Annotated in this window: 15 protein-coding genes; 13 read left to right on the forward strand and 2 right to left on the reverse strand. The window is 44.9% G+C overall.

The window, feature by feature from the left end:
• Nucleotides 1–101 precede the first annotated feature (101 nt).
• Nucleotides 102–1,889 (reverse strand): PQQ-dependent methanol/ethanol family dehydrogenase, encoded by a 1,788-nt coding sequence (locus J8L84_RS15940; RefSeq protein WP_211071548.1) that lies wholly within the window; start codon nt 1,887–1,889, stop codon nt 102–104.
• Nucleotides 1,890–2,081: 192 nt separating this feature from the next.
• A complete protein-coding gene (locus J8L84_RS15945; RefSeq protein ID WP_211071610.1) occupies nt 2,082–2,951 on the reverse strand; it encodes a transporter substrate-binding domain-containing protein in 870 nt (289 codons plus the stop codon).
• A 223-nt stretch (nt 2,952–3,174) separates the two neighbouring features.
• On the opposite strand from J8L84_RS15945, the gene J8L84_RS15950 reads away from it, so the two are divergent.
• From J8L84_RS15950 to J8L84_RS16010, 13 genes are all read left to right on the forward strand, one after another.
• On the forward strand, nt 3,175–4,416 hold the full coding sequence (locus tag J8L84_RS15950) for a hypothetical protein (protein ID WP_247670822.1): 1,242 nt from the start codon (nt 3,175–3,177) through the stop codon (nt 4,414–4,416).
• Nucleotides 4,413–5,393 (forward strand): PQQ-dependent catabolism-associated beta-propeller protein, encoded by a 981-nt coding sequence (locus tag J8L84_RS15955; protein ID WP_211071549.1) that lies wholly within the window; start codon nt 4,413–4,415, stop codon nt 5,391–5,393. The genes J8L84_RS15950 and J8L84_RS15955 overlap by 4 nt, the downstream gene beginning before the upstream one ends.
• Nucleotides 5,384–6,103, forward strand: coding sequence for an ATP-binding cassette domain-containing protein (locus J8L84_RS15960; protein WP_211071550.1), 720 nt, complete (start codon nt 5,384–5,386; stop codon nt 6,101–6,103). Before J8L84_RS15955 ends, J8L84_RS15960 begins: the two co-directional genes overlap by 10 nt.
• A 45-nt stretch (nt 6,104–6,148) precedes the next feature.
• Nucleotides 6,149–6,958: an ABC transporter permease gene (locus J8L84_RS15965; protein WP_211071611.1), complete on the forward strand. Its 810-nt coding sequence runs from the start codon at nt 6,149–6,151 to the stop codon at nt 6,956–6,958.
• A 25-nt stretch (nt 6,959–6,983) separates the two neighbouring features.
• Nucleotides 6,984–8,720: a leucyl aminopeptidase gene (locus tag J8L84_RS15970; RefSeq protein ID WP_211071551.1), complete on the forward strand. Its 1,737-nt coding sequence runs from the start codon at nt 6,984–6,986 to the stop codon at nt 8,718–8,720.
• Nucleotides 8,721–8,814: 94 nt separating this feature from the next.
• The gene (pqqA, locus tag J8L84_RS15975) at nt 8,815–8,886 is read left to right on the forward strand and encodes a pyrroloquinoline quinone precursor peptide PqqA (protein ID WP_073324441.1); all 72 of its coding nucleotides are present in this window, start codon (nt 8,815–8,817) and stop codon (nt 8,884–8,886) included.
• Nucleotides 8,887–8,956: 70 nt separating this feature from the next.
• A complete protein-coding gene (gene pqqB, locus J8L84_RS15980; RefSeq protein ID WP_211071552.1) occupies nt 8,957–9,877 on the forward strand; it encodes a pyrroloquinoline quinone biosynthesis protein PqqB in 921 nt (306 codons plus the stop codon).
• Between the two features lies 1 nt (nt 9,878).
• Entirely contained in the window at nt 9,879–10,634 is a 756-nt protein-coding gene (pqqC, locus tag J8L84_RS15985; RefSeq protein WP_211071553.1) for a pyrroloquinoline-quinone synthase PqqC, read from the forward strand.
• Nucleotides 10,634–10,909, forward strand: a complete 276-nt coding sequence (pqqD, locus tag J8L84_RS15990; RefSeq protein WP_211071554.1) for a pyrroloquinoline quinone biosynthesis peptide chaperone PqqD — start codon at nt 10,634–10,636, stop codon at nt 10,907–10,909. Before pqqC ends, pqqD begins: the two co-directional genes overlap by 1 nt.
• Nucleotides 10,902–12,065 (forward strand): pyrroloquinoline quinone biosynthesis protein PqqE, encoded by a 1,164-nt coding sequence (pqqE, locus tag J8L84_RS15995; RefSeq protein WP_211071555.1) that lies wholly within the window; start codon nt 10,902–10,904, stop codon nt 12,063–12,065. Before pqqD ends, pqqE begins: the two co-directional genes overlap by 8 nt.
• An 18-nt stretch (nt 12,066–12,083) precedes the next feature.
• Nucleotides 12,084–13,802 carry an insulinase family protein gene (locus J8L84_RS16000; RefSeq protein WP_211071556.1) on the forward strand — a complete coding sequence of 573 codons (1,719 nt, stop codon included), beginning with the start codon at nt 12,084–12,086 and terminating at the stop codon, nt 13,800–13,802.
• Between the two features lie 129 nt (nt 13,803–13,931).
• On the forward strand, nt 13,932–16,370 hold the full coding sequence (locus J8L84_RS16005) for a TonB-dependent receptor (RefSeq protein ID WP_211071557.1): 2,439 nt from the start codon (nt 13,932–13,934) through the stop codon (nt 16,368–16,370).
• Nucleotides 16,371–16,585: 215 nt separating this feature from the next.
• Nucleotides 16,586–17,815 carry a porin gene (locus tag J8L84_RS16010; RefSeq protein WP_211071558.1) on the forward strand — a complete coding sequence of 410 codons (1,230 nt, stop codon included), beginning with the start codon at nt 16,586–16,588 and terminating at the stop codon, nt 17,813–17,815.
• The last annotated feature ends 64 nt before the right edge of the window (nt 17,816–17,879 follow it).

The following is a 17,879-nucleotide window of genomic DNA, read 5'->3' on the forward strand; positions in this document are numbered from 1 at the left end:
TGGTTTTGAAAGGCTCCTCCTTTGGGAGGATAAAGGCTATTTCGGATATAAAAAAAGCCGATACCTTTGACAGTACCGGCCTCAATTGTATTTATGAACTATTAGTTTTTGGCGACCTGCTCATAACGTTTAGGTAATTTGAATGTCCATACCGTTCCACCTTGATTAAGGTGTTTAACCCGTTTAGCCACTTCACCGCCCCATAAAGGTACTGCGCCGCCCCAGCCGGATAAGACAGACACATATTGCTCGCCTTCCATCTCCCACGTTACAGGTGAGCCTACAATGCCTGAACCTGTTTGGAACTTATAAACCATCTCGCCAGTTTTATCGTCAAAGGCCATTAAGTAGCCTTCTGGGTTACCGGTCCAGACTAACCCGCCGCCCGTGGTCATTACCCCACCCCATAGTGGCGCGAAGTTGTTATAACGCCACACTTCTTTCCCAGTTTTCGGGTCAATGGCGCGAAGCACACCAATATAATCTTCATTAACAGATTTGATGGTAAAGCCAGCGCCTAGGTAAGCCGCCCCTTTCTTATATGAAGTAGTCTCGTTCCAGATATCCATTTCCCATTCATTGGAAGGTACGTAAAACAAACCTGTATCAGGTGAATACGCCATTGGCATCCAATTCTTACCACCTAAGAAAGCAGGGCGAGCAACAACCTGTGCGCCTTTCTTTCCGTCGTCAGATAATGAAGGGTTGCCTGGGCGAACATCGTCAATGTAAAGAGGACGTCCATTTTCATCTAAACCTTTAGCCCATGTTAATTTATCTACAAACGGGAAGCCTCGGATGAAATCTCCATCCTCACGGTTCAATACATAAAAGAAACCATTTCTATCCGCTGTTGCAGCAGCTTTCACTGTTTTACCAGCATCTTCGTAATCAAAGGATATAAGCTCGTTTACACCATCAAAATCCCAGCCATCGTGAGGCGTAGTTTGAAAGTGCCACACAATTTTTCCCGTTTTAGGGTTAATTGCTAAACGAGATGATGAGAAGTAGTTATCACCTGGGCGAAGGTGAGAGTTCCAAGGTGATGGGTTACCTGTACCAAAAAATAACAGCCCGGTATCAGCATCATATGTGCCGCCGAGCCAGGTTGCAGCGCCCCCGGTTTTCCATAAATCTGCAGGCCAGGTTTTACCCGCTCCGCCGCCAGAAATACCATTCTCGGTTTTTTTACCGTCTTTCCACATATACCCCATGTGGCCTTCAACGGTAGGTCTAACCCAAATTTGTTTGCCGGTTTTAGCGTCAAAGGCGTATACCTTCCCTACCACACCGAACTCACCACCTGAGTTCCCCGTGATCACCATGCCATCAATAATAATAGGCGCAGCAGTAATAGAGTAACCAGCCTTATAGTCTTCTACTTTTTTCTTCCAAACGGTTTTGCCTGTGTCTTTATCAAGGGCTACCAGTTTGGCATCTAGTGTGCCGAATATAACCAAGTTGTCGTACAAGGCAACGCCACGATTAATAACATCACAACAAGGCATAATGCCATCGGGCAAACGGGCTTCGTACTGCCATAACTCTTCGCCAGTCATAGCATCAATAGCCCAGACTCGAGAGTAAGAACCTGTGACATACATAACACCGTCTTTCACCATAGGCTGAGACTCTTGGCCCCGCTGCTTTTCGCCGCCTAGTGAAAATGCCCAGACTGGTCGAATTTCTTCAATGGTGTCTTTATTAATCGCAGACAATGGGCTGTATCGCTGTGCGCGTAGCCCCATACCATAGGATACGATATCGTCAGTAGTGGCTTGATCGTTTTGTATGTCGTTATCGGTCACGTTAGCTTGGGCAGGTAAAACGGCACCGGCACAAACCAATAAAGCTAAGGCAATTCTTTTTAGTGGTAGTTGTTTATTCATAACGTTTCCTAATGCGTATTGGCCATGAATGTGTCTGGTTCGCAGACTATTCGATGAATTTAGAATAGCGGTACACGATGGGCGTGCCTATGGAACGCCTGAGTGATTTGTCCCCTCCTTTAGTAGGAGGAATTAACAGGAAGAGTGCCTAGCAAGGGAGGGTTTTTAGTTCAATCGCATTGCTCAACGACATTACTCGCCCGCATAATAATCGGGCACTTCGTAGGTGGCATGATACTGACTAAATATATCTGCCATCTTGCCGGTTTGAACCATTTCGGTGATCACATCACCGACCTCGTAAGCAAGCGTTCGGTAGTCGTTTTTCGCGGCTATACCTAGGTCCCACTTCTGCTTTCCTATAAGAGGAAACGCATTACTAGCAAGCTGAAATTTTGCGTTATCAAGAAACTGAGACAAATAACTGATTTGCGTTCGAAGCCCCATTACCGCATCAACATCCCCTTTTTTCATGGCATCAATGGCGAGTTCGTTACTGGCATACTGCGTAGTGTTCTTTCTTAACCTTCCGCCAAAGGCAGAGGTGAGGTAAAAATGAGGAATACTGTCAATTTCAGCGCCAATCTTGTGATATTGAAACATCGCCATGGTCTCTACCTCTGGCAATTGCTCAGTGTTGTGAATTATCTGCCAACTTTCTTGATGGTAGGGCGCAAACATATGAACTAACTCATTGGCCAACAAGCCTATATCGTCTCGCTTTTGGGAAAATGAACGGTCGTAAGGAGCACGCATCATCAAGTCGGCTTTTACTTTGTGAATGATATGGCCCTTCCACAAAAAATTGCGGAAATCATCTTCAGTCGTCTCCCCTGGCGTCATCCAAGTTAAGATAAGTTCCACGTTTAACTTAGCTGCAATTTCTTTAGCAATATCGACATCTATTCCCCTAGCGGTGTCAGCGTCTAAATATGAATAAGGAGGGTAATCGTTATAAACCGCGATATTGATGTACTTACTTTCGACAATGTCATCAAAAGACCGAGCAGAGACGTTCGCACTCCACCAGCAAAGTAAAACTAAAGGAAAAAATAAGGTAATTCGAAAACCTGCCACTTGGAGAACTCTGTTTACGCTAGGTACTTTTTATACTAATGCGCAGGCGGGTATTCCCGAATGCTACTTTAGCGCCATAGCATTCCTCCTTTAGGAGGATGTCATTCGGGAATAATGCCATATACCCTTTTTGTATCGCGACTGACAAAAGGCGCACTTTCAAAAAAGAAGTGTGAAAAGAAGTGTGAATAGAGCCCTTCGCTGGTTTATGAAAAAAGCAAAAGTATGGATAGGGATATCAACCCTACTGCTAAGCGTATCAGCCTTGCATGCCCATGTGTATGCCCAATCCCCAAACCAGTCTGGAACCAAATTTAAAGGGCAAGCTGAAGCTCAACCTAACACTACGAACATGGTTTACCTTAATCTGAGACGCACTCCGCCCGCGGGCACGCCTTCGTATTTAATTAGCCCTACTGACGAAGGAATTGCAGGTGCCGAAATTGGTATTGAAGATGCCAATATTACGGGAAAGTTTTTAGGCTACGCGTTGACGCTTTCATACATAAACGCTTTAGATTCAGCTGCTATCGACGCTATTACCCATGCCCCCGTGGTGCTTATCGATAGCCCAGATGCGCAATATCAAGAAGCCGTCCGTTCAGTGGTGTCGATTAACCCCAGCGCATTGGTTATGAATGTAGCCAGTGGTAAGGATGCATTTCGCCACATGCACTGCGAGCTTAACGTATTACACACCTACCCTAGCTACCAAATGAAAACCGATGCGCTTGGTCAGTGGCTTAGAGTTAAGCGTTTGGGCTCTGTGCTTACCTTGCGCGGCGCTCATGAAAGTGACAAGGCTTACTTAGACGCGTTTTTACGTACCGCGAAGAAATTTAAGTTAAACATTGTTGAAGCGAAAACTTGGCAGGCAAGCTTTGACTTACGTCGTTCCGCGTTTTCTGAAATTCCTCTTTTTACGCGCACTAAGCAGCCATACGACGCTATTTTTGCTGCCGACACCCAAAGTCAGTATGCCTACAGCTTACCGTTTAATACCCACCTTATTGTGCCCATTATGGGCTCAGCAGGTCTTAAACCTTTAGGGTGGCATTTTACCCATGAGCAGTGGGGAGCAAGGCAGCTTCAAAATCGCTTTAAAGACAAGTTCTCACGCACCATGAATGAAGTAGACTTTGCTGCTTATGCCGCCATTATTGCTATATCGACTGCTTTGCAGCGAAGTGAAAGTAGTGATTCTGAAAACAACGGCTCTGTTACAGGAACTCAATTATTTAACGCACTCATTGGTGAACAACTAAGTGTTGCCGCCTATAAAGGAAGACAGCTCACCTTTCGTGAAAGCACGCGCCAACTTCGTCAACCTATTGCGTTAGCACATGAAGACGCCCTGGTGATACACGCTCCTCTCCCAGGTTTTTTACACCAGCGCGATGAACTAGACACCTTAGGTGACACCACTAACACTTGTAAGGACACCTTATGAAAATTCGCTTTTCAGGCACTCGCATTTTGTTATCAGGCTTGTTGGCCTCTAGCTTGAGTGTAAACGCTATGCCACAGGCCTATGTGACCAATGAAAAGGACAATACCCTATCAGTCATTGATATGAATACATTTGAAGTGACTGATACATTAGACATTGGCGAGCGACCAAGGGGCTTTATATTAAGTGCTGATCAATCTCGTGCTTATATTTGCGCCTCGGATTCAGATCGCATTCAAATTATCGATTTAGACACCCATACTATTGTGGGCGACTTACCGTCAGGTGAAGATCCTGAAACCATTGCCCTTCATCCCAATGGCACTACCATTTACACCGCTAATGAAGATGATGCCCTGCTCACCGTTATTGATATTCCCACCAGCCAAGTAATTGCACAAATAGATGTAGGGGTTGAACCAGAAGGGTTAGCGGTAAGCCATGACGGCCGCATGATGGTGGTTACCTCAGAAACAACAAACATGGTGCACTGGATAGACACCAACACCCACGAGAACATTGCCAATAGCTTAGTGGATGCTCGCCCACGTGACGCTCACTTCACCGCCGACGATAAGTATCTTTGGGTAAGCTCCGAAATTGGTGGCACAGTCACCATATTTGATACTCAAACCAAACAAAAAGCGCATACCTTGTCTTTTGCAGTTAAAGGCGTGTACCGCGACAAAATACAACCCGTAGGGATATTGTTGATGCGACACTCCCCCTTCGCGTTTGTGGCTCTTGGCCCTGCAAACCGCGTTGCCGTGGTAAACACCAATACGTTTGAAATAGAAAAATACATAGTGGTAGGTAGACGCGTGTGGCAATTAGCGTTTAACCAAGACCAGTCATTATTGCTCACCACAAACGGGGTAAGCGGCGACGTATCGGTTATCAATACTGAAACATTCGATGTTGAAAAGACGATTAAGGTGGGACGTTACCCATGGGGAATTGCCGTTAAATGGAAATAGATATCCAAGGGGTTAGCCACACTTACGGTAAAGTGACAGCCCTTGATGACATTTCACTTACCTTAAAGCCGGGTTTTAATATTTTACTTGGCCCTAATGGTGCAGGGAAAAGCAGCCTGTTTGCGTTACTCACAGGGTTACAACGAATTGGCCATGGCAATATCTTATTTAATGGCAGCACAATAACGCAAAACCGCGCTTCAATTATGAAGAGCCTCGGCGTGGTATTTCAGCAAAGTACTTTGGATATTGACCTTACCGTAAAGCAGAACCTCGCCTATTTTGCATCCCTCCATGGGCTGCCCCCAGAGAAGTCAATTTCACGCATCAGTGACCTATTAAACGAACTTGATCTTAGCGACCGTCTGAATACTAAAATCCGTCATTTAAATGGTGGTCACCGCCGTCGTGTTGAGCTGGCAAGATGCCTTATTCACCAACCCAGCACCTTGTTACTCGATGAACCCACGGTAGGGTTAGATATTGCCTCTCGGCAGCTAATTCATTCGGTGGTTCATGACTTAGCAGTGAAACAAGGCGTGACTGTGTTGTGGGCTACCCATCTATTTGAAGAGGTATCGCTAACTGATCCCCTCGCCATATTGTTAAATGGCCGACTAGTAGAACGAGATATTTGCTCGGCATTGCTTGCTAAACATCACGTCTCGGATATTCATCGGCTTTGGGAGGTATTAACTCATGCAAACTAATATCAATACCTACTGTAAGTGCGAACAGGCTAGGGATCGGGCATGATGTATTGGCGCTGTTTTGTGGGTGTTTTAAATCGAGAAATGCTGAAGTTTTGGCAGCAGCGGTCTAGACTGCTTAGTGCCTTAGTGCGCCCCTTGTTATGGTTATTTGTATTTGCTGCGGGGTTTCGTTCGGCACTAGGGCTTTCGATGATCCCGCCTTATGAAACTTACATTTTGTATGAGGAATATATTGTGCCGGGTTTAGCGGCGATGATTGTCCTTTTCAATAGCATGCAAAGTTCGTTATCTATGGTTTACGACCGTGAAATGGGTAGCATGAAGGTACTGCTAATGAGCCCAGTCCCCCGCTCATTTTTGTTATGCAGTAAGTTAGTAGCCAATACACTGGTTTCAGCAATACAGGTTTATTTATTCTTTTGCTTGGCGTTACTTGTTGACGTGCAATTGCCCTTAATGGGTTATGTCTACGCGCTGCCCATCATTGCATTACTGTCGATTTTTCTCGGCGCGCTAGGTTTATTGTTGGCAAATTCTATTAAACAATTAGAGAACTTTGCTGGGGTGATGAACTTCGTTATCTTTCCTATGTTTTTCCTTTCGAGCGCTCTTTACCCTTTGTGGAAAATGCAAGAAGCAAGTGAGTGGTTATATCAAGTATGCGCGTTCAATCCGTTTACCAGCGGCGTTGAATTGCTACGCTTTGGGCTGTATGAAAAGCTTGCGACAAAAGAGCTTATGATTGTATCCGTACTTACCTTTATTACCTTTACCCTAGCAGTGAGAAGCTTTAGACCAAAACCGGCTGCCGTTGGCTTTGGAAACAGAAGCCTCGGAAAAAATAGCGCATAAAAAGTCCTGACCAACAAGGCCGCCCATGACAAACGTGATATTAGTACCCGAGTGCAACTTACACAAAGTAGACGCCGATTGCGTGATTTGGCTTTGCTCGCCGGCAGATATAAATCCCACCGTTAACAACCTCCCCAAGAACACGCAAGCTTTTATCCAGCAGGTATTTGTTGATGAAGCGTTTATAGGCGCTAAGGGGCAAAGCATTTTATTACATCGACCTGTAGGGGCGACTGCAAAACGATGGCTTATTTGGGGAGTGGGTGATTTAGCAGAAAGCCTTAATCTTAGTTTTGATCATCCCTCGGCTTCTCATGGCCCCCGTAAGCTATTTGTAGATATGTTTAAGTACGCCATTTCGTTAAAAGCGGCAACGATCACTTTGGTGCTACCTTGCCGTGCTGTTTCTCGCAGTTTGAAAGACGCAAGTAAACAGAGTAAGCAAGAAATAACACTTGTTAGCCAGTTATTGCGCGCATTTCATTTTTGTTGTTACCAGTTTGAAGGGTATAAATCGGCTCCCTGCTTAGCGACGAAGAAAGTGACATGCTTAAATATACAAGTATCATCAAAAGACATGGCAGCTGAGCTAATTTTAGATAAGGTTTTACATAGCACGTTAGATGAAACGTCAGGCGAGGCTCTTAGTGCGGACTCAGCGTTAGCATCGGGTGACATTTCAGATGAATTACTAGCCTGCATTAATTATGAGGCAGCCCTAGCAAAAGGTATGGGCTTAGCGCGAGATTTATCTCACATGCCAGCGAATTTATGTACCCCCATGTATTTGGCAGAACAAGCGACAATACTCGCTAACACCTACCCTCAAATTACCACTGAGATAATCAATCAAGATACGTTAGAAGCACTAGGCATGAATGCATATTTAGCGGTTAATCGCGCATCGGCATTCCCAGCTTCTATGCCGGTAATTCATTATTCAGGTAATCACTTTGCAAATGCCCATAGCGGTAATAGTGCCCACAGGGGTGAAAACAACGATAGCATTACCGATAACGGCAACAGTCAAAACTCCAAGCCAGTGGTCTTAATAGGTAAAGGTGTGACGTTTGATTCAGGCGGCATCACCTTAAAACGCGGTGGTGACATGCATCACATGATTTACGACATGGCAGGTGCCGCTTGCGTCCTCGGAGTAATTAAAACCGCTGCCGAACTAGGCTTGAATATTAATATTATTGGAATATTGGCTACCGCTGAAAACAGTATCGGCGGTGATGCCTACCGGCCCGGCGATATTATTACTACCCACTCCAAACAAACTGTTGAAGTTATAAGCACTGACGCTGAAGGGCGCATGCTAATGTGTGATGCACTAAGTTACTGCGAACGGTTTTTCCCTCACTCAGTCATAGATATCGCCACCCTAACCGGTGCTGCAATCACCGCATTAGGGCACACGTGCAGCGGTGTAATGAGTAACTCCCGTTCGCTAGAACAAGCGCTAGTTAAAGCCGGAGAGCAAAGCCACGACCCAATATGGCCCTTTCCGCTGTGGCCTGAATATCATGACGCCATCGCCTCTTCTCATGCTGATATGACTAACGCAGGGAAAAACTCCCCAGGTATGATTACCGCAGGTTGCTTTTTATCTCGCTTTGCTCAGAGTTTTCCTTGGGCTCATATGGACGTGGCTGGTACCGCATTTAAATATGGCACTGCTAATTCGGCCACCGGCCGCCCTATCCCTTTACTGGTGGCCTATTTACAACGCTTAGCCACTACCCAAAAATCATCATGATTCATGGTAATTCTCCTCCTTTAGAAGGATATCTGTTAACAGGTAATCAACATATACTCATATTGAACTCATCTAAAAGACAGAGGAAATGACAATGTGGACTAAACCTCAATACACTGAAATGCGCCTAGGTTTTGAAGTAACGCTATATATCAGCAACCGCTAAACCTAAGCCATTGTGATAAGTAATCAAAAGGCTGCTATTGCAGCCTTTTTCAAATACCCAAGGAGTAGTTATGCAGGTATTGATTCTTGGCGCAGGCGCAGGCGGCGGTTTTCCTCAGTGGAATTGTCATTGCGAGAATTGCAAAGGCGCACGTCAGCACACTATTAAGACAACCCCTCGTACCCAATCGAGTATTGCGGTTAGTGTCGATGGTAATAAATGGGTACTCATTAATGCCTCGCCCGATTTACGGGAGCAAATAAATAGCCACCCACAACTTTGGCCTGAAGAGCACGTCGCCCGAGGTACACGTATTTCATCTATCGTGCTAACCGACAGCCAAATAGACCATACCACCGGCTTGCTTACCCTAAGAGAAGGCCTGCCACTCCCTGTTTATTGCACCGATGTGGTAAACGAAGACTTAACCACCAGCTTTCCCTTATTTACTGTGCTGAAACACTGGCACGGTGGCCTTCAGCAACGCTCAATTAGTACTGACTTTACCCATACCTTTGTGCCTGAAGGCGCAGACGGGCTTTTATTCCAACCTGTAGTGCTAGAGTCGAATGCGCCGCCCTATTCTACTTACCGCGATAACATTGTTCCGGGCAATAACATTGGCCTTAAAATTACCGATACCCAAACAGGGCATGTGTTGTTTTACGCACCAGGATGCATGCAGGCCAATGACACAGTGAAACAGGTTATGGCAGACGCTGAGTGCGTGCTTTTCGATGGCACCTTATGGGTGAATGAAGAAATGATTGAACACGGCTTTAGCCAAAAGCTAGGTACGCAAATGGGGCACATGCCAGTAAATGGCGAAAATGGTGCCATTGCGCTGCTTAACCGCTTCAACGTTAAGCGCAAAGTGCTGATTCATATTAACAACACTAACCCCGTGCTGAATGAAGATTCACCAGCCTTCCATGCCTTACAAGAGCAGAATATAGAGTTGGCCTACGATGGTATGCAAATAGAGGTGTAACATGTTGAAACCTGCATGGACTAAAGAAGAATTCGAACAACAACTACGCGCTAAAGGCGCTTACTACCATATTCATCACCCCTTTCATAAACGTATGAATTCAGGGCTTTGCAGCAAAGAAGAAATACAAGGCTGGGTGGCAAACAGGCTGTATTATCAAATGGCCATTCCGGTTAAAGACGCCGCCATATTAGCCAACTGTGAAGATCAAGAAGTAAGACGTACATGGATCCAGCGCCTTATCGACCATGATGGTCGCGAAGGTGATACCAGCCTCGGCGGAATAGAAGCTTGGCTTCGTCTAGGAGAAGCGGTAAGGCTTAACCGCGGTGAATTACTTGATGAATCTCACATATTGCCCGGTGTTAAATTTGCGGTAAATGCCTATGTGAATTTTGCCCGCCGCGCATCGTGGCAAGAAGCTGCTTGTTCGTCGCTCACCGAAATGTTCGCCCCTGAAATACATCAAAGCCGACTTGATACCTGGCCTACCCATTACACCTGGATAAACCAAGAAGGGTTTACCTATTTTCAAATGCGTTTAGGGCAAGCAAGACGCGATGTAGAACACGGGCTTCAAATAACCCTCGACCACTTTGTTACCCGAGAGCAGCAAGAGCGTGCTTTAAACATTCTTCAGTTTAAAATAGATATTCTGTGGAGCATTGCCGATGCCATCTGTTTTGCCTACGAATATGGCAGAAAACCTTTCGATGGCATTGCAGACCAACAAGTTTGCCATAAAGGGAGATTCTAATGACAAGCACACCAAAAACCCCATTAATGAACCCTTTGTTTCGCTTACAATACGAAAAAGTGCAAGATGGTTATGTGCTTCTCTTTCCTGAAGGCATGATTAAATTAAACCCATCGGCATCGGAAATTTTAACCCTTGTTGATGGCGTGCGTACCACTGATGACATTGCCGTAGCGCTTAGAAAAGCATTCCCAGATGCCCCTGAAGATTTAGAAGATGACGTAACCACTTTTCTGCAACACGCTGAAGAGAAAAAGTGGGTGGTTTATGACTAACCAAGCATCTCAAGCTACCAAGGCTTCACAACATACAAAAGCGACTACACCACCTTTATGGCTACTCGCCGAGTTAACCTACCAATGCCCGCTGCATTGCCCCTATTGTTCTAACCCCGTGAACATGGAAGAAACCTTTAACGAACTCAACACTTCTCAGTGGAAAAAGGTGTTTAGGGAAGCCAGAGAAATGGGTGCGGTTCAGTTAGGTTTTTCTGGCGGTGAACCTTTGCTACGAAAAGATTTAGAAGAGTTGGTAGCGTACGCTCGGGAACTCGGATTTTACACTAACTTGATCACCTCTGGCATAGGCATGACAGAAAAACGCATTGCCACATTAAAAGACGCTGGGCTTGACCATATCCAGCTTAGCTTTCAGTCAGCGAATGCAGAAGTTAACGATCTTATTGGCAATAAACGCCACTCGTTCAAACAAAAACTCAACATTGCTAAGTTAGTAAAAGCCTACCATTACCCTATGGTGCTTAATTTCTGTATTACCGCACAGAACATTCATGAAATTGAAGAAGTGATGGCTCTTAGCACTGAACTTAAGGCCGACTTTGTAGAGCTTGCCACAGTGCAATATTATGGTTGGGCGTACGAAAACCGTGAGCATTTACTACCTACACAAAGCCAGCTAGTAGAAGCTGAGCAGGCCATCAACCGTTATAGAGATCAGCAAAGTAGTGGCCCAAAGTTTATGTTTGTCACCCCCGACTATTACGAGAACCGCCCCAAGGCATGTATGAATGGATGGGGAACTACTTTTTTAACGGTAACGCCAGATGGCAGTGCGCTTCCTTGTCACAGCGCCAAAATTCTTCCTCTTACCTTTCCCAACGTGAAAAACTCTTCGGTGCAGAATATTTGGGAGCACGATTTTAGTTTTAATCACTTTAGGGGCGATGACTGGATGCCATCGCCCTGCAAAACTTGTGATGAAAAAGACAAAGATTTTGGCGGGTGCCGTTGCCAAGCCTTCTTACTGACTGGTGATATGCACAAAACTGACCCTGTTTGCGATAAGTCGCCAGACCATCATTTGATGAAAACCATTACCGACAAAGCCGGACAAAAGGCTAGCGCTGCCCTGAAATTTCGCACAGTGAAAAACAATATTCCTGTGAAGATGATACAAGACCTTACCGTTTAAATGCTTAAACGCTCAGCAATGATTAATATTCGGTATGTACCACACAATGCTCAAAGTCCTGAAGGCAGCGCATCACCATTCACGGGGGTATTTGTTGTTAATACCCCAGCGCGTGATCATTCTGGCGTATCTCACCTGGCAGAACACATGTGCTTTCGTGGGTCGCCGTACTACCCCGCCGACCATGAGCTTTTTGTAGCAAATGCCCTGCTACCCTTATCGATAAACGCGACGACCTACGCAGGCTGTACGTATTTTTATGTGCAATCTTATAATAAAGCGCTTTTCACTAATGCTATCCAATTCCTGTATAGCGGCCTTGTGAATACCCACTACTCCCAGTGCGCTTTTGAAGCAGAACGAAGCGGCGTACTTTTCAATGAACTCACGCTGCTTGAAGGTAATATCGATTATGCCAATAACATTGCAATACGGCGAAATGATACCAGCCCCATGGCCTATCAACATGCCGGCGGCTTTTCAGATTCAGTATTAGAGATTAGTTTTGACGACTTAATTGATTATAAGAAAACATGGTATGACGGTGATCACATCACCCTTTTAGTCAGTGGCGAAGATACTGACGGCAATGAAATAATTTCGTTATGTAGCCAGGCTATCGCAGAGGTTGGTGCTGGAGATTTTAATACTAAGTCAGGCGATGCTATGCCTCGTGGTAACGCTGCTGAAGAGCCCGCAAACACTTTGAAGCCAACAGAAAATTACGTGTCTACGTGGTGGGTGCCACAAGAATTTACTCACGACTTGCTTGAGGTCGAAAGCCTGATTAAAAGTAAGATTGAAAGCTTGGTTAAAGAAAAGCTCAAAAGCAGCTCTGACGCTTTAGGCCATTTTTTTATTGATGATGAAGTAAACCATGCGGGCATGATTGCTCTTCGGTTTGTGCACAATACCAAGGCCAATGCTCAAGCTCGTAGAGATGCACTCGAAAATGTGGTGTCCCTATTAACTGACCTTAACATTGAAGCCAAACCTCGTTTATTTACCGACGCTAAATTACCCAACGCAGTGCAGCAACTTATTAGAGATTTTCAACAACAAACGCATTCTCGGTATAGGGAACCGCACTCGCCGTTAAAATTATCACCGTTCGCCGACTATCTTTGTAGTGTGCATGTTTGCCAAGCAGCTATGCATGAAGTTGATGTTAAAAATAAGAACCCAGACACGCAGATAAACAGTAGTTGGTTTCCTACTGCTGAGGTTGAAATTGACTATGGGGATGGGGATGGGGATGAAAATGGGGGTGAGGACAAGGTAAAACCCAATACAACCGCGCTACTTGCTACCAGCTTTGCCTCGTTATTGTCATTAGATAATCTACCTGTATTACCTAGATTACTGCATAAGCTTGCCGCGCTTTCGGTACAAACTACACAGACTATACAATTCGCACAAACGGCTCGATCCGCACAGTCGGTACTGTCGACACAAACGATACAAAACCCGGAGAACAGGTTCCAATGTATTGGTAATCACTGGGTGTATCGAGTAGATACCCAATTCCATCATTACTTGATAGATATCGTGACTGGCGCTTCGTTCTGGCAACCTCGTACAAACGGAGAGTGTTACGCACTAGGGGTAGCACAGTTTAATGGTGAGATTGTCATTTATGGAGCGCAAGATAAACAAGCGTCGGTCCGTGATCTGTGGTGTGAAAACACGCTCGCCCAAATTGACATCAATGCTGGTGTAAGTCATAGCCCTGCATAATAAAAACCGCCCACTTAGGACTTTTATATACTACCAATTTACGACTCTTCCTCCCCCTTTAGGAGGATATTTTTCGGGACCCACCTCCACGATACTGATTGCATGCTCGTACATTGAAGAATCAGAATCATGATAAGAAAAAACACAACGCCTTTATCATACGCACTCCTTGCCTCTAGTGTGTCTTTAGCACTTTGTAGCCCAGCCTATGCAAATACTAAAACAGACAGCGGCCTAACTAATCATGATGTTGAAGTGATAGAAGTTCATGGTGCCACATCGTTGCAAACCGGGAGTGATGCAGCGCCAATTTTCGGCAGCGTACAGTCGTTGTCTCAAGAGGAAATTGAGGCCAGTGTAAGTCGCTCTTTGCCAGAACTCTTAAAATCCCAACTTGCTAGCGTGAATTTGAATGATGCGCAAAACAACCCGTTTCAACCCGATTTACAATACCGAGGTTTCACCGCGTCGCCACTGCTAGGCTTACCCCAAGGTATTTCGGTGTACATGAATGGTGGCAGAATTAACGAGGCGTTTGGCGATACCGTAAATTGGGATCTTATGCCTCTTGATGCTATCGATACGGTGTCGCTGTATTCAGGCTCTAATCCCCTGTTCGGGCAAAATACCCTTGGGGGCGCACTAGCACTAAATACGAAAACCGGCTTTTCCTTCGATGCCAACGAAGTAGATGCCACTGTAGGGCAATATGGTCAGTCAGCGCTGTCGATAGAATCAGGTGGTAATAATGGTAATTGGGGCTATTACATTAATGCTAATCATTATGAAGAAGATGGGTGGCGGGATTACTCACCTTCAGAGGTAAATCAAGTATTCAGCGCCGTGTCTTACCAAGACAGTAAGCGACGAATCGATTTCAACTATCTATATGCCGATAGCGAGCTATTAGGCAATGGGGCCTCACCAATTGAACTACTAGAAATAGAAGGCCGCGAAGCGGTGTATACTCACCCCGATCAAACGAACAACGAGCTACATCACTTTAGTCTTTCTGGCGATCTACAGTTAAGCGACAACCATCTACTCTCGTTCAACGCCTTTTACCGCGACAATGAAACCACCAGTATAAATGGTGATGACAGCGACTTTGGCGCATGCCAATTTAGCGATGGTCGCATCACCTTGTGTGAATTGGAAGACGATGATGATGACGATGATGATTTTGATAACGGTGACGACGAGGATGATGACGAGCTAGCCACGGTGGGTGATGATGTAGACGCTGTTGCATTCATTGGCTACGATGAAGATACCGCACTTTCTGATATTTCAGACGTATCCCCTGATGAGATAGACGGCACTTACAATACTGGGTTATCAAGTTCAGAAGCTTTCGGTGTTTCTTCTCAGCTTGCCAGCAATTATGAATTATTAGGCAAACCATCTGTGCTGGTGATTGGCGCGACTTACAATAAAGGTGATATCAATTATTCTGCCGATACAACCTTTGGGATATTAGAAAACGATACCGCAAGCGATTCACGCACGGTCATCCCACTTCAAGGTCTACAATCAGCTGAAGCGAGAGTAAGGCTTGATGTAGACACCACTGCCTGGTCGTTGCTTTTTGTTAATACCACCCAACTTACCGATAAGGTATCACTGAACATTGGTGGCCGGTTCAATCGTGACCATGTGCTAATGGAAGACTTAAGCGAAGATGGTGATGATTCACTTGATGGCGACCATAGATTCACGCAGTTCAACCCCGCTATAGGGTTAGATATTTCACTTAGTGAAACCTCCCAGCTGAACCTTGCGTTTAGTCAGTCATCAAGAACACCAAGCCCTGCAGAATTAAGCTGTGCAGACGAAGACGACCCATGTCGCCTACCCAATGGCTTTGTGGCCGATCCACCGTTAGATCAAGTCGTAACCCAAACCATTGAAGCAAATTATGCCGCGACCTTTAACAACATCGATATGATGTTAAATGTTTATCGCAGCGAAAGTGAAGATGACATCATATTTCAGCAGGCAGGCTCGGTTGCGTCTAGAGGCTACTTTATTAATATCGACGCTACCCGTAGACAGGGCGTTGAATTCAGTATCAGCTCATTTTGGAAAAAGCTTAATTATCGATTTAATTATAACTATCTAGACGCGACCTTCGAATCTTCCTTCACCTCCTTTAGCCCTTTTAATCCGTTAGGGGCAAATAGACAAGTTGAGGCAGGTGACACCATTCCTGGACAACCAAAGCACAATATCAAATTTTACCTAGACTACGCGTTTAGCCAAGAAACCACATTAGGTGCAGAAGTTATTTCAGCCTCTAGCCAATACTTCCGTGGTGATGAAGCCAACGAAAATAACACTTTAGATAGCTATGTGGTGACTAACCTTTACTTGAACCATCAGTTTAATCACACCTTTAGTGCGCAATTGCGGGTAAACAATGTGTTTGATAAAGACTATGAAACCTTCGGCACTTATGGCGAGGCTGATGAAGTATTAGAAGACATTTACCTTGATGTAGAAAGCCCCTTATTTGTAGGCCCAGCCCAACCTCGCATGGTGAGTTTAAATGTGAAAGCTAAATTTTAATTTAGCGAGCTTTTAAACTAAAAATATAAATTAGGCGCTATGCGCCTAATTTTTCTTAGTCCTAAAGAACGAGGCTAACAAGCCTTACGTCCAATGGTTCAAAAACTATATAAATCTATTATCAATTTTACTGACACCCGAAATTTACATTAGGGCATATGAGAAAAGAATAAATTCTCATTATTAAAAAACACCACTCACACTGGGACAGTAAAATGAAAAATAAATTACTTGTTAAGTCGTATTTATCAATTGCCATATTAAGTACATTAAGTTTAAACAGTTATGCCGAAGATGAAAAATATTCTTGGAATATTTCAGGCTGGATTAATGAAGGGTTAACCTATTACGATGACGGCATAGGCAGTGATGTTGCCCAGCTTTCAGATAACGGTACCACACTTGGCAGTCGTATTACCCTATCGGGAGATTACAAACTTGAAGAGCATGGTTTAGACGTAGGGTTTGAAGTTATTATTGAACCGCTTTCCGGTACACCGAACTATGGTGGCGGCGGCCATCAAACACCATTGTTATTTGCCAATCAAGATAACTTAGACACCTTCAATGGCGGCGATATTGGGCTTCTAGGCAGTAGCCTTCATATTGGCGGCGATTGGGGAAAAGTCACCATCGGCTTACAAAGCTTACCCACAGATAACATTGCTGTACTTGCCGATCCCTCCGGTACTATTTGGTCAGGTATATCCCCATTATTCAGAGCCAACGGTTTCTTCATTCGAGGCATAGATGAAGGTTCAACCAATGTGGCATGGGGACAATTTGCACAGTGCTTAGCCACACCGGGCCTCGGAATAGGCCTAGACTGCAATGGAATTTACCGCAATGGCGTACGTTATGATTTACCTAAAATGGGTAATTTTAGTGTGGCGGTAGGCTATGCCAATGATGAAATCTATGACATCGCGGTTAAATACTCGGCTGAACACAATGGGTTTACAACAAACCTACATGGCGGGTATTCGGTGAATAAAGATGGTGGCTCCAACGTGGGTGGCGACGGCTCTTCGACCCTTCAATTTCAGGCCGGTGCAATGCACTTGGAATCTGGCGTGTTTGGGGTGGCCACCTATCAAATGGAAGAAACTGATGACGCTATTGTCGGTTCTGGTGATGACACAGACGCATACTATTTTAAAGCGGGTATCCGAAAGCAATACAACAACTTTGGTGATTCAGCATTTTACGCAGAATATGCAAGCTATAACGACCAATACGGTATGGCGCATTTAGATGGCGTAGTAGGTTCTGAGTTGAGCCAATGGGGCATAGCAGCGGAACAATACTTTGGCTCTCGCTTTCTCATTTACGCTAAATATGAAAATTTGAGTTTAGATGTCACAGGTTCTGATACCGCTCAGTCAATATATAACAGCGCAGAGGATCTTACACTTATTCAACTAGGTGGCACTATTTTCTTTTAATTGTTAACCAGCTTTAGGACGCAAAATTGCGGCACTAAAGCTGGCAATTTTTAAAATAGGTGAT

It is taken from the genome of Alteromonas sp. MMG017 (assembly GCF_018100795.1).
Taxonomy (GTDB): Bacteria; Pseudomonadota; Gammaproteobacteria; order Enterobacterales; family Alteromonadaceae; genus Alteromonas.

What these genes read in the sequence shown, in the direction of transcription:
- J8L84_RS16005 (WP_211071557.1), top strand. Translation starts at nt 13,932, where the DNA reads ATGATAAGAAAAAACACAACGCCTTTATCATACGCACTCCTTGCCTCT.
- J8L84_RS15970 (WP_211071551.1), top strand. Translation starts at nt 6,984, where the DNA reads ATGACAAACGTGATATTAGTACCCGAGTGCAACTTACACAAAGTAGAC.
- J8L84_RS15965 (WP_211071611.1), top strand. Translation starts at nt 6,149, where the DNA reads ATGTATTGGCGCTGTTTTGTGGGTGTTTTAAATCGAGAAATGCTGAAG.
- J8L84_RS15955 (WP_211071549.1), top strand. Translation starts at nt 4,413, where the DNA reads ATGAAAATTCGCTTTTCAGGCACTCGCATTTTGTTATCAGGCTTGTTG.
- J8L84_RS15940 (WP_211071548.1), bottom strand. Translation starts at nt 1,889, where the DNA reads ATGAATAAACAACTACCACTAAAAAGAATTGCCTTAGCTTTATTGGTT.
- pqqD (WP_211071554.1), top strand. Translation starts at nt 10,634, where the DNA reads ATGACAAGCACACCAAAAACCCCATTAATGAACCCTTTGTTTCGCTTA.
- pqqB (WP_211071552.1), top strand. Translation starts at nt 8,957, where the DNA reads ATGCAGGTATTGATTCTTGGCGCAGGCGCAGGCGGCGGTTTTCCTCAG.
- pqqE (WP_211071555.1), top strand. Translation starts at nt 10,902, where the DNA reads ATGACTAACCAAGCATCTCAAGCTACCAAGGCTTCACAACATACAAAA.
- J8L84_RS16000 (WP_211071556.1), top strand. Translation starts at nt 12,084, where the DNA reads ATGATTAATATTCGGTATGTACCACACAATGCTCAAAGTCCTGAAGGC.
- J8L84_RS16010 (WP_211071558.1), top strand. Translation starts at nt 16,586, where the DNA reads ATGAAAAATAAATTACTTGTTAAGTCGTATTTATCAATTGCCATATTA.
- J8L84_RS15950 (WP_247670822.1), top strand. Translation starts at nt 3,175, where the DNA reads ATGAAAAAAGCAAAAGTATGGATAGGGATATCAACCCTACTGCTAAGC.
- J8L84_RS15960 (WP_211071550.1), top strand. Translation starts at nt 5,384, where the DNA reads ATGGAAATAGATATCCAAGGGGTTAGCCACACTTACGGTAAAGTGACA.
- pqqC (WP_211071553.1), top strand. Translation starts at nt 9,879, where the DNA reads ATGTTGAAACCTGCATGGACTAAAGAAGAATTCGAACAACAACTACGC.